This is a genomic window from Paenibacillus sp. Soil766 (assembly GCF_001428105.1).
Classification (GTDB): domain Bacteria; phylum Bacillota; class Bacilli; order Paenibacillales; family NBRC-103111; genus Paenibacillus_E.
Genome location: NZ_LMSJ01000058.1, coordinates 28,480 through 54,043, shown reverse-complemented (window position 1 = coordinate 54,043; position 25,564 = coordinate 28,480). Strand labels below are relative to the sequence as shown.

16 protein-coding genes are annotated in these 25,564 nt (G+C 44.4%); 14 read left to right on the top strand and 2 right to left on the bottom strand.

Annotated features, from left to right (window positions below; translation table 11 throughout):
• The first annotated feature begins 22 nt into the window (after nucleotides 1-22).
• From ASG89_RS31385 to ASG89_RS31365, 5 genes are all read left to right on the top strand, one after another.
• Nucleotides 23-1,675, top strand: coding sequence for a dynamin family protein (locus ASG89_RS31385; RefSeq protein ID WP_057315279.1), 1,653 nt, complete (start codon nucleotides 23-25; stop codon nucleotides 1,673-1,675).
• Nucleotides 1,659-3,629 (top strand): dynamin family protein, encoded by a 1,971-nt coding sequence (locus ASG89_RS31380; RefSeq protein ID WP_057315278.1) that lies wholly within the window; start codon nucleotides 1,659-1,661, stop codon nucleotides 3,627-3,629. Before ASG89_RS31385 ends, ASG89_RS31380 begins: the two co-directional genes overlap by 17 nt.
• On the top strand, nucleotides 3,580-5,829 hold the full coding sequence (locus ASG89_RS31375; RefSeq protein WP_057315277.1) for a dynamin family protein: 2,250 nt from the start codon (nucleotides 3,580-3,582) through the stop codon (nucleotides 5,827-5,829). The genes ASG89_RS31380 and ASG89_RS31375 overlap by 50 nt, the downstream gene beginning before the upstream one ends.
• A 250-nt stretch (nucleotides 5,830-6,079) precedes the next feature.
• On the top strand, nucleotides 6,080-6,841 hold the full coding sequence (locus ASG89_RS31370; RefSeq protein ID WP_057315276.1) for a hypothetical protein: 762 nt from the start codon (nucleotides 6,080-6,082) through the stop codon (nucleotides 6,839-6,841).
• Between the two features lie 16 nt (nucleotides 6,842-6,857).
• Nucleotides 6,858-8,042: a hypothetical protein gene (locus ASG89_RS31365; RefSeq protein ID WP_057315275.1), complete on the top strand. Its 1,185-nt coding sequence runs from the start codon at nucleotides 6,858-6,860 to the stop codon at nucleotides 8,040-8,042.
• A 721-nt stretch (nucleotides 8,043-8,763) separates the two neighbouring features.
• Here the strand turns inward: ASG89_RS31365 and ASG89_RS31360 are convergent.
• Together ASG89_RS31360 and yhbH are read right to left on the bottom strand one after the other, a co-directional pair.
• Nucleotides 8,764-10,197, bottom strand: a complete 1,434-nt coding sequence (locus ASG89_RS31360) for a SpoVR family protein (protein WP_057315274.1) — start codon at nucleotides 10,195-10,197, stop codon at nucleotides 8,764-8,766.
• Complete coding sequence (gene yhbH / locus ASG89_RS31355) at nucleotides 10,194-11,351, bottom strand: sporulation protein YhbH (protein ID WP_057315273.1); 1,158 nt, start codon at nucleotides 11,349-11,351, stop codon at nucleotides 10,194-10,196. The genes ASG89_RS31360 and yhbH overlap by 4 nt, the downstream gene beginning before the upstream one ends.
• 173 nt (nucleotides 11,352-11,524) lie before the next feature.
• On the opposite strand from yhbH, the gene ASG89_RS31350 reads away from it, so the two are divergent.
• From ASG89_RS31350 to ASG89_RS31310, 9 genes are all read left to right on the top strand, one after another.
• Nucleotides 11,525-11,791 (top strand): hypothetical protein, encoded by a 267-nt coding sequence (locus ASG89_RS31350; protein ID WP_057315272.1) that lies wholly within the window; start codon nucleotides 11,525-11,527, stop codon nucleotides 11,789-11,791.
• Nucleotides 11,791-12,072, top strand: a complete 282-nt coding sequence (locus ASG89_RS31345) for a hypothetical protein (RefSeq protein WP_057315271.1) — start codon at nucleotides 11,791-11,793, stop codon at nucleotides 12,070-12,072. The genes ASG89_RS31350 and ASG89_RS31345 overlap by 1 nt, the downstream gene beginning before the upstream one ends.
• Before the next feature lie 307 nt (nucleotides 12,073-12,379).
• Nucleotides 12,380-13,426 (top strand): Wadjet anti-phage system protein JetD domain-containing protein, encoded by a 1,047-nt coding sequence (locus tag ASG89_RS31340; protein ID WP_057315270.1) that lies wholly within the window; start codon nucleotides 12,380-12,382, stop codon nucleotides 13,424-13,426.
• Nucleotides 13,414-14,940 (top strand): hypothetical protein, encoded by a 1,527-nt coding sequence (locus tag ASG89_RS31335; protein WP_057315269.1) that lies wholly within the window; start codon nucleotides 13,414-13,416, stop codon nucleotides 14,938-14,940. Before ASG89_RS31340 ends, ASG89_RS31335 begins: the two co-directional genes overlap by 13 nt.
• Entirely contained in the window at nucleotides 14,924-15,685 is a 762-nt protein-coding gene (locus ASG89_RS31330) for a DUF6063 family protein (RefSeq protein WP_057315268.1), read from the top strand. The genes ASG89_RS31335 and ASG89_RS31330 overlap by 17 nt, the downstream gene beginning before the upstream one ends.
• A complete protein-coding gene (locus ASG89_RS31325; RefSeq protein WP_057315267.1) occupies nucleotides 15,669-20,099 on the top strand; it encodes a hypothetical protein in 4,431 nt (1,476 codons plus the stop codon). Before ASG89_RS31330 ends, ASG89_RS31325 begins: the two co-directional genes overlap by 17 nt.
• A 280-nt stretch (nucleotides 20,100-20,379) precedes the next feature.
• Nucleotides 20,380-21,213, top strand: a complete 834-nt coding sequence (locus ASG89_RS31320) for a (2Fe-2S)-binding protein (RefSeq protein ID WP_057315266.1) — start codon at nucleotides 20,380-20,382, stop codon at nucleotides 21,211-21,213.
• 212 nt (nucleotides 21,214-21,425) lie between these two features.
• On the top strand, nucleotides 21,426-24,071 hold the full coding sequence (locus ASG89_RS38490) for a LuxR C-terminal-related transcriptional regulator (RefSeq protein ID WP_057315265.1): 2,646 nt from the start codon (nucleotides 21,426-21,428) through the stop codon (nucleotides 24,069-24,071).
• A gap of 94 nt (nucleotides 24,072-24,165) precedes the next feature.
• Complete coding sequence (locus ASG89_RS31310) at nucleotides 24,166-25,413, top strand: NAD(P)/FAD-dependent oxidoreductase (protein ID WP_057315264.1); 1,248 nt, start codon at nucleotides 24,166-24,168, stop codon at nucleotides 25,411-25,413.
• Nucleotides 25,414-25,564 lie beyond the last annotated feature (151 nt).

Below are 25,564 nucleotides of genomic sequence, written 5' to 3'. Positions count from 1 at the left end.
TGAATAGAAGGAGTCGATTAATATGAATTACCGTGAAAATCTAATAAGTTTACTGGAACAAGTGAAAGAAAAGGGATTGCAAAACCAAGTAGCTCCCCACATTCTGGAGCAAAATGAATTAACTGAAGCTGAAATTATCAATTTCCGTATTCTCGTTCCACTAATCGGTACCTTTAACGCTGGAAAAAGTACGTTGCTCAATACTTTCCTGCAGCGTGATGTGCTGCCAACCGATTTCTTGCCCGAGACTGCAATTGCCGCTGAACTGCGCTATGGTACGCACGAGCATATCGTAGGTTTTAAGAAAAATGGAGAGATGGAATCATTTGAGCTGGAGTCTATCAAATCAATTACATCAAAAGATTTCTCCCATATTCACGTCTATTTACGTTCTGATGCTCTTCAAGAGCTGAACAATATCGTGCTTGTCGATATGCCTGGCATTGACTCCGCTTTGCAAGAACACAATAATGCGATATTGTCTTACATCCGGAATGGCGTCTACTATCTCGTCCTCACTGAGTCGGAATATGGCTTGAAGGACTCGGTGCTTGATTTTCTTAAGGAACTGAACGTGTATGAGATGGATTGCTCCATCCTCATTTCTAAATCGGACCAGAAGCTACCTTCTGATTTGGAAAGTATCATCAAGTTGGCCGCCCAAACAGCAGAAAATCTTGCTGGATATACGATAGATGTAGGTCATGTTTCTGCGAAAACCGGGAATATTGATTCTTTTCACCATACACTGGCATCCTTGAATCAGCCGGAATTGCTGGTTAAGCATTTGGAGCCGAAAGCACTGGAAGCAGTAGACCGCGTATATCGCGATCTTCAGATCCGTTACAAGCACCATACGCTCGACATTGCTGAGATCGAAGAGAAAATAAAACGGTTTGAACGAAGCTTGATACACCTCGAGAACGAAGTAGAAGCCGAGTCCCGCAACATCGCTCAGACCTTTGGGTACCAGACGGTGACGGAAATTCAGGATGACGTCCGTCTTGCGCTAATGGACAATCTGGAGACGTTGACCCGTTCGGTCAAAGGCGGTGCAGAGCCATTTAAGAAGACATTAAACCAAATTTTGCGTCCAGTACTTGTTCATTCCATCGAGAGCCGTGTGAGCGCTGTTCTCAGCAATAGTTACGAAAAGATTAACCGAAAGAACATTGAAATTGAGGAATTACTAGAACTTTCTTCGTTCGAGCAATCGGAAGGCCATTACCTAGAGAAATTCGTAGATACGATTTCTAATCCAGCATTCCGGGCGATGATCGGCGGTGTAGCGATCCTGACGGCGATCGTTGCACCTTGGCTGGAGGTATTGCTATTCTTCGCACCTGATATTATCAAGTTGTTTATGAATCAGGAGAAGCGGATTCGCGAGCATCTGGAAGCTAACGTCATACCGGAAATTCTAGAGAAGCTGCAGCCGGAAATTATTCGTTCATTGGAGGAAGTCAATCAACAGTTCATGCAGCAAATGCAGAGTGATCTTGCACAGCGGCAGACTGATGTTAAAGCGTCTCTGGAACAAGCCAAGCAGGACAAGTGGGAAGCTAAAGAGAACGACGATCAATTCCTGAATAATCTGAAGGAAACGATTGAAGAGTTAGAAGTGATTCGAAATCAGATCGTAGAGAAGAGGAATATTCTTGTCCATATGGGATGAACTTGATGATCTAGAGGACTTCGATCCGCTGAACCGATATATCTCCGATCGGGACTTAGGAATCCGACTTATTTCTGAGTTGGTAAACCGGTCGGACCAACAAACTGCGAGTCAGCAGGCTTATATTGATTTTAAAGAGCGGCTGCAGTGGCAATTTCTGCAGGAATTCCGGACATATTCATATCCAGTCTGTGAGGAGGTCTATCCCCAGCTCCTAGAGCTTTGCGAACGGCTTGGCCAGTGGATCGAAGTGCCAGAAGTGGCGGGGAAGCTGTTGGTGGCGATAGGTGGCGGCTTCAGCGCGGGCAAATCACATTTGATCAATTCCATTATTGGTCAGGATATTCTTCCTGTAGATACGACACCAACAACATCGGTACCTACCTACATCATGTCGGACAGTCGGACGATCTGTAAGGTAGTTAATGTTTATGGTAGCACAGCTATTTTGGATGAGGAGGCTGTAGGGGCTCTTACGCATGCTTTCGCTCAAAAGTACCGTTTGAATCTGGCTCCTTTGATTCAACATTTGCTGATTAGGGCTAAGATAGGCAAAGGATTTCCTTATGTTGTGCTCGACACGCCGGGATACTCTAGATCCGATCAGCATAAAAGTGAAGCTGATCGTGACGAGTCAGTCGCCCGCGCTGCTCTAAACCTTGCTGATGCGATTATCTGGGTTATCGATATCGAGAAGGGTGTCATACCTGAAGATGATATCCGATTTCTTCAGAGCCTGGAGCCGAATAGCGAGCTATTTATCGTCTTGAACAAAGCTGATGTCAAGCTGCCGGAAGAGATCAAGCGGGTAATTAACACTGTAAAAAAAACGCTTAAGGATCGTGGTATCGCCTGCAGCGGTGTGGCGGCGTATTCTTCTAAGCTCAAAAAGGAATACGCTCCTGATAAATTGGGAGCACATTTGAAAAAACTAGCGAAGGGCAAAAAGCGTATTGTTGATTGGACAGATGAATTCCGGGAGTTGGCAGACATATACAAAAAGGCTGCAAACGATGCCGTAATGACAGCAAGGCAATCATTGAAGGAGCTTAACCATCGTGCAGTTTTCGCTTCCAACAATACAGAAAGGGAGCTGCTTGTCCGTCTTATTGCGGAGCAGAGGGCATCGATTGCCACGCATACAACTAATGTCAGTGCGTATAACGATAGACTTGAGCCGTATCTGGTCATGTTAACAGGTATCCAGCTGATGATAAAGACGCCACTTCTGATTGAAAAGCTAATTCAAGAGGAGAAGACGGCTTATCGGAAGAAATTCATCTTACGTTTTCTGGAACTCCAAACAGAGTCGCTGCTTGAGCAGGATATCCAACCTCTCATCGACCAAATGGAGACTGGGGAACTACCGGTAAAGCTAGAGCTCCAGGAGCAGTTGTTAAGCCGGTTGGAGCATATGTTTGCCCGGAAAAAAACCACTGCGAGTCTATTCGAGAGCTTTCGCTTTCAACTGGAAGAGATGCTTAAGATTCGCAGCTATCGGATTGATGCCAGAGATATGAGTGTGGCATTCAGCAGTCAATCAATGCTGTTGGCCGAATCCATCCGCGAATCTGTCTTGAAGCGGATAGATGTAGTTTCAATGGAGCTGTTTTCTGATATTCCAACCTACCCTGTTGGACCAGAGACTCGTCTTCTTTTGCACGAAGAGCTCAAGTTATTGACCAACATAATGAAGGAATCCATATTGTCCACAAGAGAGCCTGTTTACGAGCTTCTCCTTCCTCCTGAACTTATGCAATACAACCTGCCTGTGCAAGGGCTGCCGTTACTGCAGCACTTACTTCGTAAGGAGCTGCAGACCTACGCCGTCAAAACTGCATCGGCTTTAGATGAGGCTTGTAGATCGGCTCTGTTAGAACAATTATCTACCGAGGAGACTGAACGTGAAAACTCAAAACCTAGAGACAATCAGCAAGTATATTCGGCTGTTTGAAAATATCACAGACAAATACAAGGTGCACCAGGATGTGCTTGGACTTGATCATTACCATACCATCGCTGAATTCTCGAGTTCTTTTCGTAAAGATGCGGAGTATGTGCTTGAGGAGAATAGGAAGTTGAAAATTGGTGTTGTCGGTCAGATCAAGGCGGGCAAATCCTCCTTTCTTAATGCGCTACTCTTCGACGGAAAGGATGTCTTGCCAAAGGCATCCACACCGATGACGGCAGCTCTCACCGTAATTACCTATGCCGATTCGCCTAGAGCGGAGATTGAGTTTTTCACCCGGGAAGAGTGGGACGTCATTCACAGCAAGGCTAAAAAGCTCCAGGAGCTAATCGATCGAATGAGGGAAAAGCTGTCTGAAGAGCCAACTGGCGGCATAGCGAGGATTGGCAGAAGAGTTAAGGAAATGACAATGAAAAAGGAACGGAAGCTATCGCACCAGGAAATCATTGCAATGTTGAATGCGCCCGACGAGCTTAAAGCTGCTCATGAGCTTGTCCTGTCTGTTCAACAAGGCGGACTACGCATTGATGATTACCTGGGTACGACAATAGAGCTCGCTGAGATGCAGGAGACAAGTCAACTCATCGGCGAGCTGCAGCAATATGTCGGGGCGGAAGGGAAATTTACGCCAATTGTAAAAAGCACCATACTGTACATCCCTGACGAATCACTCCAACACATGGATATTGTAGATACACCGGGGATTAATGATCCGATTCTGTCGCGTGGGCAGCGGACAAGGGATTATCTAGGGCAGTGCGACGTTGTCTTCCTATTAAGTTATACCTCACAGTTCATGGATTCGGTAGATGTGGAGCTGTTGACCCAGAATATTCCGGACAAAGGGATAGTCAATATCTTACTTGTAGGCAGCAAATTCGATCTTGTCTTGTATGGCGATGGCAATAAATATCCGTCTCTTCGGCATGCATTAAAATACATTACGGATAAATTGCAATCTCAAGCTGAAAATACTATTATGCCAATGATTCGAATGTATCCGGACAATCCGATTATGCAAAGTTTGAGAAACAGCATGCCGCCGATCTTTGTGTCATCCATGGCGTATACAATTGGGAAACATATGCAGAATCTGTCAAACGAGCAACAGCATGTACTGAAGTTGCTGCAGGGGACGTTCGCCACTGACAAGCTCACACCAGAACTGCTCATCGGATTGTCCAATATCGAGCAGATACGCGACGTACGTATTCCAGAGGTGCAAAGTCGGAAGGAAGAGATCTTGAAGAATCGCTTCGGCCATTTACTCATGGCACAGCAGGATGCATTTATCAAGCAACTATCAAATTTGATGGACGAGCTGCGGAATGACCTGAGGTTAATTAGTGAATCCTCGGGTGAGGATATCGAAAAAACATATAAGGCCGTTGTAATGACGATGGAGCGGGCCCGTAAAGAAGTGGATTTGATTTTTGATAACTTTATTACTAAGGTCAAAAAGAAATTCAACGAACTTCAAACAGAATTCAAAAGCATCGCCCAAAATTATCGTCGTTTCCAAGAGTCGAAGGAGTCTCGACGCGAATTCGTCAAGTCAGAAAGATACGGATTTCTATGGCTCAAGAGCCGTGACGTTTACGAAAACCGAACTTATTCTTATGCGAACGTCCACCAGACTATTGATCAGGTGGCAGATTTTGCGATTGAACTGGAGAAAGGCTTGAAAAGTTCTTATGATGAGATCATGAACCTGGAGAAGCTCGTCAATGATCTGAAAACGGCTATGTTGCGGATCCATGATCTTTCAGACGAGAGCTTCGATTTCAATGAAGTCATCGTACCGGTCCAGAAGACAATCAATAAGATATCACTACCTACTTTTGATCTGGATAGTGGTGTTTATCGGAAGCGGATTACAGATAAATTCGGTATGGGTAAGGTAGAAGGTGGTGACGTCGAGAAACTGAAACAGCTATTCTATGAACAAACTGATGTGATTCTGAATGATACAACAGATAAAATGAATCTTAAGCTGCGCGAGGTGGAGCACTCTCTTCAAGAAATCAGCTCCGATTTCATCAACGATGTGCTGAAGGAGTCGGAAGCGAAGCGTAACAAACTGCAGAAGAGCATTCAGAACCGGGATCAGGAAATGCGAAAATACGAAGAGGTGCTGGCCCTTCTTAAGCAGGATATCGAGAATTTTAATAAAATGGTTATATAATATAATCTTGCAAACGTCTTGTTTGGAGTGTCCGACGAGAAAATCGTAAAAATAGAATGAGAGAGCCTTCTTTTCTTATAGAACTGAAGACTCTTTTATCTCTATTTTTCTTGAGAATAGATTTTGTTAAAGGAGCTGCTCTATGAATTCGCACCAAAAAAGAAGAATGCGCAGATTTGAGTTAGATCTACCCTCAGTTGACAAGACATTTGCTCCATTGGATGCAGGTTTGACTATAGGAAGCCATTCAATGGCACAGTGGATGGCCCAGGAGTTCAACCATAACTTTGACGCATATGACAAAGCAATCGATTCTGTTTATAATTCCACCCATATCGGCGGCTCACAGTACCATCACTTGTTGGACGGACAACATAGCTTCCTAGGCTCTTTACAAGCGGTGAAAGATGTTAGCTCGGATGATTCGTTTGTTACGGAGCTTTCACAGGCAGCGGAACATCTCCTTCGTGATACAGCATCTGTAAGTGGGATTAATCCATTTTTATCATTTACCCAGCATCAATTCGATCGAATAGCCGATTCCTTGCAGCAGATAGGAATTTCAAAGCCGTTCCTTGCTGATGCCTTGACGATTAACAGTCCTGAGCTATTAGGTGGATCTATAGCTTTATTGGGAAGTCTGATTTTAGGGAAAAAAGGGGATCCGAGCCGTATATCTAACTTGGCGGGGTCTTATCTTGTCTCATCCATTGCCTCAGCTAATCCAGTCCTGCTACCTATTGCTGCAGGTGGACTTGTTTATTCATTGTACAAGTCAGAGGACAAGAAGAAGAGTCTTGTTCAAGCAGGGAAGGGAACAATCGTTTCAGGAAGTGCTTTAGCTGTGGGTACCTTAATAGGTGGACCCGTATGGATTGGCTGTTTAGCAGCAATTGGCACAGCTGTAGCGGTAAAGTATACGCTTGATAATCCTGATAAAGCGTTCAAACGAGTGCAGGAACTAGTCGCGCCGGCAAAACGAACACTTCGTCACATGATTCTACAACCTTAAAGTTGGAGGCTGACTAATGAGCAAATACCGGGTACTAGAGCCGATTATTGGATTGATTGCGTTTCAAGATACCTTTCGGCAATTAAAAGAAATTGATGAAAGCTTAGCGAATAATATTGAACAATCCTTAAAAGCATCAATTGACAAGTTCCACGTTGTTCTAACCGATCCGAATTCCCATAACCAGCAAAAACTCGTAGTTTTGCTGCAGGAACAAATCACGATTCAAGCCATGGCCAGCCAATATTTAAACATCTGTGAGCAGATGACTTTTCGGGAGAAACAGCTATGGCAGTACGTTCCGGAAAGTGTTGAGTCCTTTTTTGATAACTTATATGAAAAAATGGACGTTTATTTTTTGGCCAAAGAGAAATCCATGTGCAAAGAAGTTGAAAAAGATGGCGAATGGTATACAGGCATACGCGATACCGCTAAAAAAGCGGGGAGTGTAGTCAATTGGGTTGTAAAGAAGGCGAATGAAGCAAGTAAAGAAATAACTGGGTCCAAATTATCGCAACAGGATTCGGTCATCGATGATCGAACGGTAGTAGAACGGGTCATGGAGCAGTTCTTAAAGCCGCAACAAGTAGGTAAGGAAATGAGCGCTCTAATGTCACAGGCAGGAGAGCAGTATCAAGAAGATTGGAAAGCCCATATTCAAAATCAGGTACCGGATATAGAGCGACTGTCTGCCTTTAATTTGGCCAAGCAAGCCAATGATTCCATCTCTATCGATTTTAAAATGGGAGTCTCTGAACAAGCCTTTATGGTAGGCATGGGATCGGCAGTGGTCGGAACGCTTGGGCTGGCGGCGGGTTGGCATACAATAACCTATGCCTTGATGAACGTTTTTCCACCTATCGCTATATTTGCTGTTGCTGCTACGGTCCTACTAGGTGTATTAACGAAACAGCACGCCATAGAACAGCGGAAGAAGCAGGTCCGGGAAGCAGTCAAGCAGTACCAACGATATTTTATGATGCAGTTTAACGTGGTGCCGTTGCCGAATGTAAGCGGTATGACACTTAGGAAGTATATGATACATGTGAGTGAGAAAATTGTTAAGCAAACCTTAGAGCAATGGGAGAAAGGGTTACTTGGTCAATTCAAAATGGAGCATTACCGTTTGCTAGTGTCTTCCTTTTCAAAACATTTATTAATGATTCAAGAGGCAATCGATATTTTGGATAACTATTCCTAGATACAATATTTAGAATGGTTTTTTATTCCTATTTAATTACATATAAGGGTTTTACACCTTTTTTCAAACTATTAAATCCAGCTCTCCCACAATCCGTTAATGGAATGACCAACTAGTAAATTTATCTAAGTTATGTTGAACGTCTTACCGAAGCTTCAATGGCTAAAGCGAGTCGGCATCCAATAAGCACCGAAGGGTAGATAATATCTGTCCGAGCAAGACATGAAGCAAGGGAAAGTTTATTCCACTGAAGAGATGGTTGAAGAGATAGAGCGTGGTGAACTGTAATTGATTGTGCAATGGACCGAAACGGCGGGAAATCGATTCCGAGAAATTCAAAAGCGATCATTACAGCGTGCAGGAAACAAGCGTATATAAGATTAATTATTCGGCGAGTGGAGCAAAAGGTCGTTCAAATAGGGATAATGATGCTCTCTCGCGAATAGCACGACACCTATTATTACATGGAGGACCGATATGTCGTATCCTACAAGCTGCTAGATAACGGTGAGCTATACGTGAGTCCTCGTTCAAGATCGGCGGCATGAAACACAATCTTAACTGTTGATCATGAATCGATTACTAAATGAGTCAGTTTTTTAAATGAATGAAATATTTGAGTTGAAAAAGAACCACTGGGTAATCCGTGAACCCCAATGGTCCTTTTTACATATTGTGTAAGCGAATTATAATGATCTCCCCTACAAAGGTAGGCTTTCTCTCACAAAAACCTCCGATGATGCTTCTTCCCATCAAAGCTAAACAACACCGGCTTATCCTCCACCATCGTATGCATATGAATGGTCTTACCCCACAGCTTATAAATATACGGCAGTGTCCGCTCGACATACTTCAAATCCAGCTCCACGCTTTCATAAGCGTGCTTCAAATACAACTCCCCGTTACGCTGATAGTCACCATCCTCAACAACGATGTAAGGGAAACCACCGTTTACTCTGGAGTAAATGAGCTGATCTCGCGTATTTTCCCACGTTTTGTCCGTGATCTTCCACTCAGGACCTTTCTTCTCAAACACATATAGGTCTAACTCTTCAACCAATGGTTTATTCAAATAATTGCGGATAAATGAGGTGTCGGATTCATATTCGCGAACCTCAAAGATTTTCTTCCTGCCTTGCCCAGGTGTCCGCCCGAATTTGCGGATTTCCTCATCGGTCGGTGCATCCCAGCGCTTCTCGATGTCTTCAAATATTTTGACACCTAAATAATAGGGATTTAAAGAATGGCGAGAGGGAACGACGACAGAGGAGTTCAGTTTGGAGTACTCAATCGTTTCTTCCTCGGTCAAATCCATTTCGCGCAGGATGTGTTGATGCCAGTACGAAGCCCAGCCTTCGTTCATGATTTTGGTTTCGAGCTGCGGCCAGAAGTAGAGCATTTCATCGCGAAGCATGGTCAGAATATCCCGTTGCCAATCTTCCATATAAGGGGCATGTTCCTCGATAAAAAGAAGGAGATCCTTCTCGGGCTTCGGCGGAAAGCGCTTCGTATCTACTTTATCCAAGGAGACAGCAGCCTTGTTTCGGCTATCTAAGTCCCATAAATCCTCATACCCGTAGGTGGCTTCCGACCGCGCCGCTGGTGCAGCCGCTTTGTTATTTTCTTGGCGTTTGCGAGACTGGCCATACGTTAGCGTGAGTACAGGGTCAATGTGCTCTTGAATGGCAAGGACAGCATCTATGAATTGTTCAACCTCATCGATCCCATGCTCAATTTCATATTGGCGGATGCGTTCAGCCGTAGCGGACATGCTCTCGACCATATTGCGATTTGTTTTGGAGAAGCGTGCGTTATTTTTGAAAAAGTCGCAGTGGGCAAGCACGTGCGCGACGATCAATTTATTTTGAATCAGCGAATTTCCGTCTAAAAGGAAGGCGTAGCACGGGTCCGAATTGATGACCAATTCGTAAATTTTACTAAGTCCAAAATCGTACTGCGTTTTCATGCGATGAAAATTTTTGCCAAAGCTCCAGTGACTGTAGCGTGTCGGCATTCCGTAGGCACCGAAGGTATAGATAATTTCTGCTGGACAAATTTCGTACCGCATGGGAAAGAAGTCGAGCCCAAAGCCCTTCGCGATCTCCGTGATTTCATCAATGGCATATTCCAGCTTCTGGATTTCGGATTTACTCACTGTACAGGCACTCCTTCCTGTTTGGTAAAAAAGGTTTTTAACGCTTTATATACTTCACCTTTTTCACGGATGACGTAATGTAGGAATTTCGGATTGTTGATATGACGGAATGCGGACATAAGTGTAGAACTGCGGTTATATTGATTCACTTCCCCGTAGCCGAACATGTTCGAGCGCTCCATTAATTGTGTAATCAGCTTCACACAGCGCTCGTTATCGGAAGTTAAATTATCCCCGTCCGAGAAATGAAACGGATAAATATTGAACTGAGAAGGGGGGTACCTTTTATCAATAATATCAATCGCGGTTTGATAGGCCGAAGAACAGATCGTGCCGCCGCTCTCGCCTTTTGTGAAAAACTCTTCCTCTGTGACCTCTTTAGCCTCGGTATGATGCGCGATGAACACAATTTCAACGTTCTCATATTTCGTGCGCAGGAAGCGGGTCATCCAGAAGAAGAAGCTGCGGGCTATGTATTTCTCGAAGGAGCCCATGGAACCAGAGGTATCCATCATGGCAATGATAAGCGCATTGGAGTGCGGTTTTTCGATTTCCTCCCATGTTTTGAAACGCAAATCATCTGGTGAAATATGATGGATGCCCGGTGAGCTGCCTCGCGAATTGCGGCGCATGTTTTCGAGGATCGTCCGCTTCTTGTCGATGTTGGACATGATCCCTTTTTTGCGGATATCGTTGAAAATCACTTCGGTGGACGTCATGTTCCGCTTCTCTTTTTGCTGCAAATTCGGCAGCTCGAGCTCCGAGAACAGCATCGCTTGCAGCTCTTCCATACTCACTTCGGCTTCGTAATAATCATCGCCGGCTTGATCACCAGCGCCTTCGCCTTTACCTGGGCCTTGTGCAGGCTGCGGGTCTGTGCCCAGCACATCGCCAACCTGCGAATCGCCGTCGCCTTGACCGACATGCTTGCCTTTGTTGAAGTTGTAGCGGAAGCGGTATTCGTCCAAGCTTTTTATCGGTACCTTCACGACTTGTTTTCCATTGGACATGACAATGCTTTCGTCTGTAACCAGATCAGGAAGGTTCTGTTTAATGGCATCTTTGACCTTCTCTTGATGTCTGTTTTGATCTTGGTATCCTTTGCGGTGGAGTGACCAATCCTCTTTGGAAACGATAAATAAGGGCTCTGTCATGGGGACACCTCCTTGGCGTTTATGATAAGCAGACGCTAATCAGACATAGGGAAATAAAGCTTGTTATTAAATATATTCAAGTGTGCGGGGGATATGTGGTGAATTGTGAGTGAATGTTTTTGTGAAGAAATTAATGTTATAATAAATGAACAAGAGGATAGGTGGTGATCGTAATGGAAAAAGTAAATAGCTCCGAAGAACTTATGAACACTATCATCAATATGAGTAGTGAGCATTCAGTTCGTCAATTTCTTATTCCTGGAAAAGGAAAATTTACGGTTGTTCTTCAAGAGGAAGATCATCTTTCCATTAGTTCTGAAGTTACAGCGAATCCAGAACTTAAGAACATGATTACTGGAAGCCGTGAAGAATATAAACAAGGTAAGGGAATGTCGACTACGGAGCTTTTGAAATCATTGTCACCTAAGGATTTTGCATAATGAATAATCGCTCGATCATATGGCTCCCTACTGTTAGGGCAAAGCTAATTCAGTTTCGCAGTGAACGGTTTACTCCGGAAGAAACATTTGATTTCATTTCTCAGGTTGTTTTGGAAGTTGAAGATTACTTGAAGAATCCGATAATTGGCAAGGCCTATACGGAGGAGTTTGGTGAATACAGAGGAATAACCCGTATAGTGGTCAAAAAATTTAGAATCTATATTGAGCAAGTAGATGACGTATGCAACATTGTTGCTCTTTTATTTCCTGGCGAGAAGTAAGTGCCCCGGTAAATGGTAAAAAGTCTGCTTAATCTCCCACGGCTACTCTGGAGATTAAGCAGACTTTTTAGTTACTACTGAAACATCCATGAAACCAGTAGTTTCCATTATGGCAATAATTAACGCATTTGAGTGCAGGTTTTCGATTTCTTCCCATGAAACATAGACCATCTGGTGAAATATGATGAATACCCGTCGCGCTGCCGCGCAAAAAAGAAGGTAATATTTTCAGTAGTCTTCGTTAAACTGTTTAGAAGTTAATTTCTGATATAATAGAATCATCTCACTTTACTAGGAGCATGAATGCATGAATTTCAATTCGCGTATACGTACGCACTTACTATCATTAAAGAAAGTTAAAGTTTCTATTGACGAATTATATGCACTATTCGATGGCCAACCATGTACTTACGAACAATTCGCTCAGTCAGTACTTGAGCTTGAAGCTGAGAAGATCATTCAGATGGTTCAGAGCAAGGGGAGAACGGGTAAACGACCATCCCTTGCCTATCAATATAGCGTGCAGAAGAATCGGTTAAAAGTAGATACGCACAAGGACATCCATCAGGCCAGAATGCTGCTGCATCCTGATATTCAACTGGATGCCTATTATTCATTAGGAGCGGAAATTTGGGAGCAAGATAAGCTTTACATTGCAATGATCGACACTTATTTGAAGGAGTATATGCTTCCAACTACCCCAGTACCGGCACCAGAGCGAAGCTTCGAGCTTGTTGCAGATGAGAAATGGATAACAGAGAAGCGGGGAGGAGAGCTGCTGACCCGAATAGGTTTGTGGGACAAGTTCCTTATTCTTCTCGTTGATGACCCCTTAATGTTTGCTGTGAATCCATATGGTTTAACGAATGAGGTCCATAGGCATCTAATTGTTGAAAATAAAACAACGTATCAAGCGTTGCTGCAGGCATTGCCTGATGTTCCTTTTGCAACGCTAATTTTTGGTGGAGGCTATCGCATAACGAAGAGCATTGAGCTGCTGTCAATGCAGCTTCCGCTTAAGGATCCTGTGCATGAATTCTATTATTTTGGCGATATCGATAAAAAAGGTATTCACATATGGCATCTACTTAATGAGCAGGTGATTAAACTTTTTGGTAGACCAGCTAAATTGGCCTTTCCTTTTTACAGAGCATGTCTGAGCAGAAAATTTGCAAAAGGAAAAGAATACCAGCGTAGTCATGAGCAGGCCTTGCAAACTTTTACCTCTCATTTTACGGAGGAAGAACGGAAGATAATTAACCAGTGTCTAGCATCAGGAGGCTATTTCCCCCAAGAGATACTTCCATCACACGAGCTTTGCAGGATTTGGAGGCACACAGCATGGACTACGTAGAAATTGGTCAAGTGATTTCCGGGTTTCGGGAACGGATGACCAAGCTAGCGCTTTTTGATCCGCTTTATGAGCTGCAGAGAAAGCGGCAAACCGATCGACAAAACAAACCAATCGACTTTATGGAACTTGGGCTGCTCACGCTGCTTTATTTTTTTGAGCAGAAGTTGATGCGAAATAACAAGGCAGGTGTCAAAGACTTAGCGGAGTTTCTTCAAAAGGTGACGGGGATCTTCATCGATTTGGACGAAGCTGGATTTGAGGATCTGGCTAGGCAGATTACGCAATTGTTTCGCCCGACGACAGGGAAGAAACGGGATTTTACATTTATGAACTGGGAATCGGGGCAGACGGAGCATATTTACATATCGATTCTCAAAGCGAATGCCTTTGATTTAAAAACAAATACGCAGTACTACACGCTCGACGAAGATGGGTTGGAGCTTATTTTTGCGACCAAAGAATTTTATACGGAATTTCAATTATCCATCCATCAGTTGGTATTGCGTAAGCAATTGGAGAAGGGCGAGTTCGAAGGTGCGCTGCGCCAAATTAACGAAATGCGGATTGATGTGGAAGCTCTTCAGGAGCGGATGGTTAAGCTAGAGCATGAATTGAAAAGAAACATAGTGTCGGAGGAAACATTCGTACGTTACAAAGGTCTGTTAGAAGATATCTATTTGCGCTTGCACATGGAGAATGAGGAATTCGAAGAATTACGCCAATTCGTCAAAGAGACCAAGGATCGTGTTCAGGCACAGACTGTTAGACAGGCAGATCAGCGACCTTATGAGTTAATTTTACGGATATCCAATGAGCTGGAGAAGGTGCATGGTGAGCATTCCGTTCTTTTTCATCAGAGTATGGTGCTCAAATCACATGCCTTGGGCGCAGCACAAGAATCCTTATATTATACGGGACTGGATTCCTTTAATTTCGATCAGGATATTGCTTCTCTTATCTTCAGTACGCCGCTGCCGCCAGAGACGATGCAAGGCGTGATAGCACCGTTCTTACCGGTGCAAGAGTCGAAGATGTGGTCGCTTTTGACAGTGTGGGCTCAGCAAAATTTGCTGGAAGACAGCAGCGGTCAGGAGCGGGATGATACGTTTCTAGAAATTGGTGGAGACAGCGAGGAATACCGGTACCAAACGATACAGAAAAAATTGTACAAGCTTCTTATGGAGCTGCTTCTGCACATGATGGAAGAGCAGGACCATGTTGAAGTGAACGTTTTTATCCAACAATTCGAAGGACATGAACATGCAAAATTGCTAGCAGAGAGAGCTTTCTATGATTTTTGGATCTATCTGCATCAAAGAAGCCCCTTGCGCGCAGTGGATATGGATACAGAGCAAAATGAAGAACAGGGAACGTTGCTGGAAGATATGTATGCACTTCTAGGAAATCGCTGTTTGGTTGTGATTGAACAACAGGACATCATTAAGGTTAATGATAGATTTAGCATACAGAATATGTTAATTACATGGGGAGAACAGGATGACAATCGGACTTGAAAATGGAACGGTAATGAAGGCTTTTCGGATTTACACCTTGCTCGCGCGTGATAACGAGGTAGGGAAAGAGTGGCTTCAAGCCTACATGGCAGACGATGTGGTACGCGGACTTGTGGATCAATTTGCGCGTGAAGTCGATTGTGTAACGATTATTGCTGGCGAACAACTGTATATGATTCCGGAGACTAGGCTATCGCCTTTTCATATGAATAACGAAGTGATTAAACGGACTTATCTGCGGGCGAACGCCGTGAATGCGGATCTTTATTTGATGTATGTCAGCATTATCGTACTTATTGGTGCCTTCTATGATAGTTACCAAACGATGGAGCCGACGAGAAGTTTTATTGGGATTGAAGAGTGGACGGCGCTTGTGAATGAGCGTATTTCCCTATTGAAGACACATCCAGAAGCGGAATTAAAAGAGATGGAGAAGGAATTCTCCTATAACTGGACAGCCCTGATCGAAAAATGGAGTGCCATGGACGATATTAAGGAAACGGCCGCGAAGCAAAGCGGGAATACGATTAGCCGGGTCAGCTTCATGGATTCTGTCCGCAAGTTTCTCATCGCGCAAGAACTGGTGATCGATATTGGCAATCAAGAAATTACATTGACCGAAAAGGCCAAAGTGGTTGTGCAGCGATACTTCATGGAACTCGAGTATAACCGAGGTATTTTGGAGTTTTTATATCAAAGCCATACGTTTGAGGGGGAGGGAAGCGAACATGCCAGCGATCTCTAGAATACGATTTACAAATGTCGTCTACGAGGACGGAAATAAGCGCTACAACGATGAATTGTTTCATTTTGATGGACATAACGGCGCGATTCTGTTGGAAAATGGAGGCGGCAAGACGGTTTTCATCCAGTCAGCCATGCAAGCCATTCTGCCTCACGAAGAGTTAGCCGGACGTAAAATCAAAGATACGTTAAGTCTTGAAAATGGTCCTGCGCATATCGCGATCGAGTGGATATTAAGTGAAAGACCTCGGAGATATGTCGTGACCTGCATTAGTTTGTTTCTGACAGCAACAGGGATTGATTCGTATCGGTATGTGTATGATTATCCAGTGCTTGATCCCGATGCGATTGATCGGATTCCTTTTGTGAAGGGGAGTGCTGGCCATATTCGAGCAGCGGATAAGGGTGAAATTCATGATTACTACCACGGGATGACGGTGAAAAGAATGAATGCGAAGCTGCCATCCACGATGAAAGAATATAAAAAAATATTAGAAAACGACTATCATATCATCGCTTCAGAGTGGGAGCGGATTGCGAAGATTAATAGCTCAGAGGGCGGGGTAGAGAGCTTCTTTGATGAATGCAAAACAACGGGCCAGTTGTTTGATCGCTTGTTGATCCCGACAGTAGAAGATGCAATGGCTGGTTATGAACAAGGCGAGTTCGCGAATAATTTCGAGATGCACAGGGACAGCTTCAAAAAATATAAAGAATTAAAAGAAAAAATTGAAGAAAACAAAAAAATTCTTGTTGAATTGGACCAGTATGTGCTTCGCTATGCAACGATGGATACGAAGCAGGTAGCTTATTTAGCTGCGCAAGCTGAAACGAAGGCCTATTGGTTGCTCGTCAATGAACAGAAGAATGAGGAAACCGCCAAGCTTTCGGGGTGGCATCAGATGATGTCAGCATGCGAGGAGCAATTGCAGGGATTAGCACGGAAGAAGGAATCGCTCCATATTGCGAAGCAAAAGCAGGAGCAATCCGTTTTGGAAACAAAGCTAAGTTTGGTCGAGGAAGACGTTGAATTCAAAGAAAAGCTCGTGCGGAGTGCGAGAGAGAGCTACTATTCGTTGCGTTTGGCCGATTACAGGCAGCAGTGGACCTCGGCTGAGGAGCGCATGAACTATGTGCAGCGCGAACTTGAACAATTCGGTCATACCCAAGAAGAGGATGTTTTGCGGAAAGCATGGATCCAGAATGGCGGGCAAATTCGCAGTATTTACAGCAAGATGGAACAAGAGTGGCAGGCTGAAGAAGAGAAACTCCGTCAGGAAACAACAGCTCATCAGAATAGGTTAAACCTAGAGGAAACGATTTTGAATGAGCTTTCAAGTGAACTAGAGGGATTAAACAAGCAGCTCATTGCACACAGATCTCTTGTGCAAGCCCGCGAGAAAGATCGAGACGAGCTAAGAGCAAATAGTTTGGCCAATCCAGCTGTCGAGAGCATGGAAGGCAGCATGGCGGATTGGATTCAGCGTTATCAGAAGTTGGATGAGGGCAATGTTCTCCTAGTGCAGAAGAACAAGGAGTTGGCAACCGGTAAAGAGGAAAGTGAGAGACAACTAGTAGGCGTGAGTGATAACCTCAAGACCGCCTTCGTGGAGCGTGCTAATGCCGAGCATAAGCTCGAATCATTTAGAAAAGTGCATCAATCCATGCTTGAAGAAATTGCTTCATACAAGCCTTCTTGGGGGAGACTCTCTTCTGTTTATGAGAAGCAGAGTTCAATTGAAGAGCGACTTCATGAGGATACGGAAAAGCTGCTGCTTGAGAAGGAAGCTTACTTGCTGAAAGAGCGTCTTGCTTTCCGTTATATTGATGATTATAGTGCTCAGCCTACATTTTTCGCGGATGTCTATGTAGCGGGCTTAGTGGACAAATGGAGAAATCAGTTCGACTTATTGGAGACAGGTATTCAATATTTGCAGAGTTTGCAATTAACTGAGCGGGCGATGACGCACCCTCTGTGGTCTGTGACATTAATTACAACCGAAGGTGAGGTTGGGGTAGTCACAAACAAGCTGCGTCAGTACGCGGAAGATATGCAGTTCCCGATTCAAGTGATCTCTTCACAGGAAGCGGCACGGCTAGCCAATAGTGATACGCCAGTAGCCGCGGAGGATAGGGCTTGGGTTGAACCGCAGCATTGGCGTGACAATGCGGAGGATATGGAATTCATCAGCTGGAAGCATACGATCTCCCAAAAGGGTGAAGAAGTTCGGTCGGCTCGCAGAGAGAAGGAAAGAGATCTGCAGCGTACCTCTGATCTTCAAGCATCTTTTCGCCGATTCCTGTCAGCATATCCGCTTGAAATTGTACAAGAAATGGAAAGGCAAGTGGGACTTGCACGCGATTCTGTGCGTGAGCTAGAAGGCCAAGAGGATGCCATTCAGAAATCTATTCGCCAGGTCGAGCAGACGATTCATCAGCATAATGCCGTCATGGATAAGCAAAAAGAGGAAATGGTTCAGCTTGGGCAATGGATTGAAAAAGGGCGGAAATATGTCGAGTTGGGTAAAGAAATCGTTGCGTTGAACAGTGCCATCGAGCAGCTTGCTCAGCAGTCTGACGACCAGCAAAATAAGCTGGAGGGCAGGCGACGTTCGATGGAGCAAGCGAAGCTGCAGAGCGAATCCGTGAAGGGCAGAATGAACGCCTTGCGAACGGAGAAGGCGAGTCTTCAAAGCCAAGATCTGTATATGGAATTAGGAGATGTACAGCCTATAGAAGCGAATCATAGCTTAGATTGGCTGAAAACAGAAAGAAAAGATTTGCATCTCAAGCTCCATCATGTTTCACAAGGACGTCAACAGCTTGAAACGGAGTTGAAGCATGCCCAGGCTAGCAGAACAACGCTCGAACGAGAGATGAGCAAACTTCGCTTGGAACAAGCGGACTTGAATTTGAACGAGGAGCTTCCGTTCTCTGTGACGGGTGAAGATCAGATGTCACAGCTAATGCTCGAGCTCAAGGAACACGAATTACGGTTGACACGCGATAAAGAAGAACTGGTACGGGTAGGCAAGCAATTTAATGAATTGACAGCTAGGATTAAGTTACTGGTTGAACAGTATAGGGGTTCACATGAGGGTGAAGGGCCATTGACCTTTACAGAGTCGCTGAGCGCAGTAGATGTACATGTCCAAAGTGAGGATACACGTCTACAACAGATGAAATCGGGCTTGCAGCAGCAATATGCGCAAATTCAGGTGCAATTAGGTAAAATTGAAGATGTGATCCAATACTTAAATCAATACAAGATTTTGCACGGGTTTGAAAATCCACTCATTCCAGTAGCCTTTATCTCACAGGCACAGAGAGCGGAGTTTCCGAATGATAGAATGAAATGGGTGCGGAAATCTGTGGCGACGCTAACCGCCTTGATGAAAGAGCTGGAAGCAGAAGAGTCGACGGTGAAGAAGGCCAGACTGCATTTTATTGATTTTTGCCGGAAACAAATCAAGGATGTCAAGATGAGAGATATGGCTGAGCAAGGTGTTGAAAACAAGACCAACTATCAAGAACTAACACAATTTCAGCATAAAATGCACAGCCGTATTGAACGCGTCAATCATGTTGCGGAAGAGACGATGCGCACACACAATCAGCAACTCGAACAGTACATCATCCATGTGCACGGCCATTTGAAGCTGATTGCATCCGAACTTCGAGATATTCCGAATAAAACGAGAGTTAGAGTCGAGGATCAGTGGAAGCTTATTTTCTCCTTTCTCATTCCAGAATGGGATGAACTTGAGGCAAAAGATCACTTGCGTAAGCATCTGGAGTGGATTTTGACGGAACTGGACAAAGGACATTACCGCGATGATAACGATCAAGAAGTCAAAACAACGGTTCGCAAGGAACTTGAAAAATGGCTGGATACCAAGCAGCTTCTGCAGATTGTTCTGCAAGAGAAAGTCATGAAAGTTTCGTGCCGTAAAGTAACCAATGAGAATAACGTAACGAAGGCTTCCTTCTCATGGGAGCAGTCTAATAATTGGTCTGGCGGGGAAAAATGGAGCAAGAATATGACGTTGTTCTTAGGTTTGCTCAACTATGTCGCCGAGAAACGCCAGCATATTCAAGCGAACATGAAGCGGCATCGTACCGTGATTCTGGATAATCCTTTCGGGAAGGCATCGAGTGATCATGTATTAAGTCCTGTGTTTTTTATCGCAGAGCAGCTTGGCTTTCAGATCATCGCACTGACTGCACATGCGGAAGGCAAATTCCTCAAGGATTATTTCCCAGTTGTATTTAGCTGTAGGCTCAGACAGGCAGCGAATGGAAGCAAGCTGGTGATGACCAAGGAAAAGGAAATTAATCAGGCTTATTTCCGTGATCATGCGCCGATTTCTCTGGAAAGATTAGGGGACGTTAAGCAGATGGAGTTATTTATTTAGTGGTGTAAGTGGTTAGGGATTCAGTGGCTGAGATGGTGATAGTACCACTTCACTACATAGGAACTATAACAAAAGTCTGCTTAATCTTCCGAGGCTGTTCGTCGGAGATTATGCAGGCTTTTTGTTACGTCTGAAATCCTCGTAGAACCAAGAGCATCCCATCATCGCAATAGGAAAGGGAGTGCTGAGTTCTTTTTTTATCATCAATAATGATAATCATTATTGATGATGGTATAATCAAATAAAAAAGGATTGTTATTGCCGACAAGGAGAGAAGAATATGAGCACATCGGTTCAGGCTTATATAGCGGAAAATTACGGAGTTACAACGGAATCTCATCCGGACCCGCTTTTTACGATGGCAGGACAGCTGCTTTTAACGGAAAAAGGGATGCAAGAGCTCTTAGCTGCTTACGCACCACTGATGAAAGCGCTCGAGCCCGCAGCTGCTGGCGCCTATTTGATCAGCCGTCTCGGAAGTCTGAATGCGGCGATGCAGTATATGGTGACACATGATGAATTAGTTGATCTGTCCCCTGCGTTATGGTCGCTGCAAATGTATCGAAGTGAGAAGGGATTCATCGAGTTCCGTATTGTGCTTCAGGAATTAAGAAAATTGAGCGGTCCATCGTGCGGACTTCGAAGCGAATGGCGTGAAGAACACTTATCCCGCTGGTATGCTGGGACTATTCGTCCAATTGTCGAAGCGATAGCCGCCGCCGCAGAGATGGACATTATGCATTTGTGGAAAATTGTACCTATGCGCCTTCGGTTTATTTTCGGACAATGGAAAGAAACGAATACGTCAGAAGAATGGCATGCTCGTTATGAAGAGGACCATGTATTCGTTACAACGGAGTTACAAGGTGAGGTATTCGGTCGCCTTCGAAATCCCTTGTTTGTAAAAGTTGTGAATCTGGATTACCCTGGTAAACCTGGAGAGCCTGATACGAAAATTAAAATGAAGACGGCCTGTTGTATGTACTACCGGACAGAAGGCGGGCAATATTGCTATACGTGTCCACGGATGAAACCGCAAGAGCGCGAAGAGCGCAAAGAACGACTACGAATTCAATTCGCCGAAGAAGCAGCGGCTCAAATTGCTGCGAAATAACGCACTTATACATGTGTACTGGAATGCTTGCAAGAGTTCCACGAAAGTCTGCCTCAACTCTCCCGCGTCTGGGCATTGGAGATATGGCAGGCTTTTTTAGTTGCTTTTTACTGGATTATTATGCTAATTTATCTAACTAAATGGTATGATGATAAGGAGTATTTCCCCGTATTCATGTAGGGGTGGGGAATCCGCCAAAGGAGGACCTGTGTGTGCGAGGTCAGAAACCAAATGATGAATTAAGTATATCTTTATTCGACGACTATCCCTTGCTTACTACGAAATTATATATTCCGCATCAGCCTTCTTATCTTGTTACCAGAGAACACTTGATGGAGAAAATGTCTAGGGCGATGCATTGCAAAGTGACTGTGGTCACTTCTCCACCAGGATTCGGTAAGACGACGATGGTTAGTCAATGGATTCTACAAGGGCAAGCACCTGTAAGTTGGGTCTCATTAGATCAAGGTGAGAATGATTTGCTCCGATTTTGGACGTATGTCATTGCTGCAATAAATCGGATATGTCCCGGAGTTGGCCATAAATCGTTTTCGTTACTGAAGGCAATATCGTTTTCACCTGAACAAATGATTTCTTGGCTAATCAATGATTTATTTAACATTCCTGATCCAATCCTGCTTGTACTAGACGATTATCATCTGATTGAATCCGATGAGGTACATCGTTTAGTTGCGTTTTTTATTGAGCGAATGCCCTCCCAGATCCACTTGTGTATACTCAGTCGTAAACAACCTCCAATCCCGTTCGGTCAATTACGCGTTCAAGGTCAACTTAATGAAATCAACCTCTCAGAATTAAGATTTACGGGACAGGAAATAGCGACATTCTGGTATCGGCAAACAGGGGACTTACCTAATGAAACCTCGCTTCAACTGTTGTCTGATCGTACAGAAGGATGGGTTGCTGGTATCCAACTAGCTGTATTATCCCATTTATCAGGTCAACAGGATGCCTTGCATCATTTTAAGGGAGACCATCGCTATGTTGTTGATTATTTGATGGAGGAAGTGTTCGATCACTTACCCGAGGGAATTCGTTCATTTTTATTAAAAACGTCTCTGTTAGAGAGGATGAATGCAGAGCTCTGCGCGGAGTTGACGGGGGAGCCTGCTTACACAGGACGATTGCAAGAAATGGAGAAATTGGGCTTGTTTGTCATTCCTTTGGACGCTGAAGGCAAATGGTTCCGATATCATCACTTATTTGCTGATTTTTTACGGTGCCGTCTTCATCAGCATTATCCGGAAGAAGTTATTTCCTTGCATTGGGCAGCTTGCGAATGGTTCGTAAAGCACAATTATTTAGGTGAAGCTATAGAGCATGCTTTGGCAGCAGGTGCGTTTGATAAAGCCTCTGAGATCATTCTTACTATTGCGACCGAGCTGTTGAAAAGAAGGGAACTAACCACCTTGCATCGTTGGTTGCTCCAATTACCTGTTCCCATCCGAGAACGTCCGAGCATACTGATCATTCAAATATGGACGGAGCTGTTCATGGGTCACCAAGAGCAGATGGGTAAGCACGTGAAAACGTTGCAAAAGGAGCTTGATGCACCCAATAGTATGAACGATTCGCAGTACATTGGCATACGAGAAGATATGAAAGTTGTTAAAAATTTTCAAGCTATGCTGCTCGGTGATTACAAGCAATGTTATTCCCTGTTGAATGAGATGTATGAGGATGAGAATCTCCCCAATATTGAAGGGTTGCCTATGTTATTTGGCTTAGGCATGGAGCTGAATGACGGGACCATTCCACTCATCCGAAGTTATTATGGCTATAGTGGACGAATCAAGAAGGCAGAGCGATATCACCGATTTTATGGTGAGTTTATTGATAAGAATGGGTTTCACGCGTTTCCGTTCACGGCTTATCAGCGGGCGGCTCTATGTGAGGTTTATTATGAAAAAAATCAATTATCGGCAGCTTTACAACTTGCTGAGGATGCCATCCGCATCGCTAAACAGAATAACGTCATCGGGGCTTATGTCCCTGCCATGATTGTACAGTCGAAAATAATTTGGGAGAGAGAGGGTAAAGATGAGGGGATAGCCATTATTCACGAAGCGCTGGATTATCTTAAAATGACGAATCAGTTCCATTCACATTGGCACGGATTATTGCAGGCGTTCCTGACGCGTTGTCGACTTGATAACGGAGAGATGGATGCCGTGAATCACTGGATGAGAATGTCACCATGGAGCAGGCGTATTGAAATTAATGGGGACCAGGACTTTGAGCTTCTGGTTTATATTCAGGCGTTACTTGCTAAAGAAAACGGGGAGGAAGCACTTTCTTGGTGTGAGCAGCTACTCAAGAAAGCTAGAAATTCCAGCCGAATCATGACGGAGCTAGAAGTTCTTTTAGTACTCTCGCAGATTCATGGGAAAATGAACAACCCACATACCAGTATGATCCATCTGCATCAAGCTCTAATCCTGGGTGAACGGGAGGGTTATCTTCGCATTTTTATCGATAGGGATATTAAACCCTTGTTGCAGCAATATGCGGATGTGCGGAAGAACAAATACATGATTGAAGTGCAGGCTGATGGGGTCTCTATCCACTATCTTCAAGTCGTTCGATCTCTTTCCGCGGAGAAAAGGCAAACTGAACGAGGAAACTCTCGCGAAGCATCTTCCGTATTTATGCTGACGATTCGTGAAAAAGAGGTGCTGCAGCTCCTAGGAGCGGGATTGTCCAACAAGGACATTGCAGAGAAATTAGGACTTACGCAAGGGACAGTCAAACTTCATCTTCACCGGGTGTACAGCAAGCTCCAAGTAAGCGGGAGAACGCAAGCTATTCAGAAAGCGAATCAACATCGATTAATTTGAGCAAAAGATATAACCATCGTATATATCCTTCGTTGGATGGCTCCATCCTTTACTTCTGATAAGCTGAAAGCAATCAGTCTGAAGGAGGAAGAAAATGTCAGTAAAAAACTATGATGTCATTATTATCGGTGCGCGAGTTGCCGGTTCAACGCTAGCTTATGAATTATCGAAGGCCGGTTACGAGGTGCTGCTCGTGGATCGAAGTACATTTCCAAGTGATATCCTCTCCACGCATAATTTCTTTAACAATTCAGTAGCCATGCTCCGCGAGATGGGTGTATTGGAGCAATTGCTTCAGACGGGCACGCCAATGTATAAACGGGCATATATTCAAATGGATGATATGGTCGTGGATGGGGCATTTCCCGAAGTTGACGGGGAGACACATTGTTTATGTGTGCGTCGCAAATATTTGGATCAAGTGCTATTCCGGCATGCCTGTGGACAAGAACGCGTTACCGCTTTAGAAGGATTTCGAGTCACGGAGTTGCTGTATCAGGGAGATACAGTGTCGGGGATTACTGGTATTGGGCGCGATGGCAGGGTGGAGCAGTTTACTGCCAAGCTTGTTGTCGGTGCCGACGGCCGCAATTCAACGATACGGAATTTGGTGAACAGTGAAAGGAAAATGGCGGTTCCAACTGATTTCGCCTCGTATGTGGGGTACTTTTCTAATTTTCGCCAAGAGGGCGAGCCCTGTGTGGAATTTTATAAAATCCAAGACAAGATAGCTATTGTTTTTCCTACAAGCGATGATCTTGTTGTCATCGGGATTATGTTTCCTTTGCAAGATAAAGAATGGAGCGAGAAGCTCCGAAATCATCCAGAGACGGGGTTGCGTGAGTTGGTAGACAAGGGGTTCGCCAGCACGACATTCCCAGAGCGGCTGCGAGAAGCCTCGCTAGATGAGCCTATAAAAGGGCTACTCGGTTATGACAATGATTGGTTCCAAGGCATGGGCCCAGGATGGGCTCTCGTGGGGGATAGCCTTTCATTCAAGGATCCTGCGGTTGGGCAGGGTATGCATGATGCGATCTATGGTGCACGTTTGTTGCGGGACACTTTAGCAGAAACAAGTGATTGGGGAACGAACTGGTCCCAAATGGCTGATCAATACCAGACTGCGATGGAATCCAAAATGATGTCTCGCTATCACCTGGCGTGCCAAACAACGAAGAATACCCCCGTTACACCTGAACAATCCATGGTAAATCAATTAATAGGCAGCAGTCCAGAGGCATCTCAGGCTTTTCTTGGTATTTACAATTATGCCAATGAACCCGAATTGTTACAGATGACAATCATGCAATTGCTTCAAGCAGGGGCTGGTCTAGAAGAATAAACCACCGATAAAAAAATGGGTCATCCAATTTCGCTGTGAAATCGGGTGACCCATTTTTTGTTATTTCGTAGTTTCGCCTAGATGTCTTCATTTCTGGCCATTTTCCTGTTGGTTTTTTTCTGTAATATGCATACAATAAGGGGGAGAACTT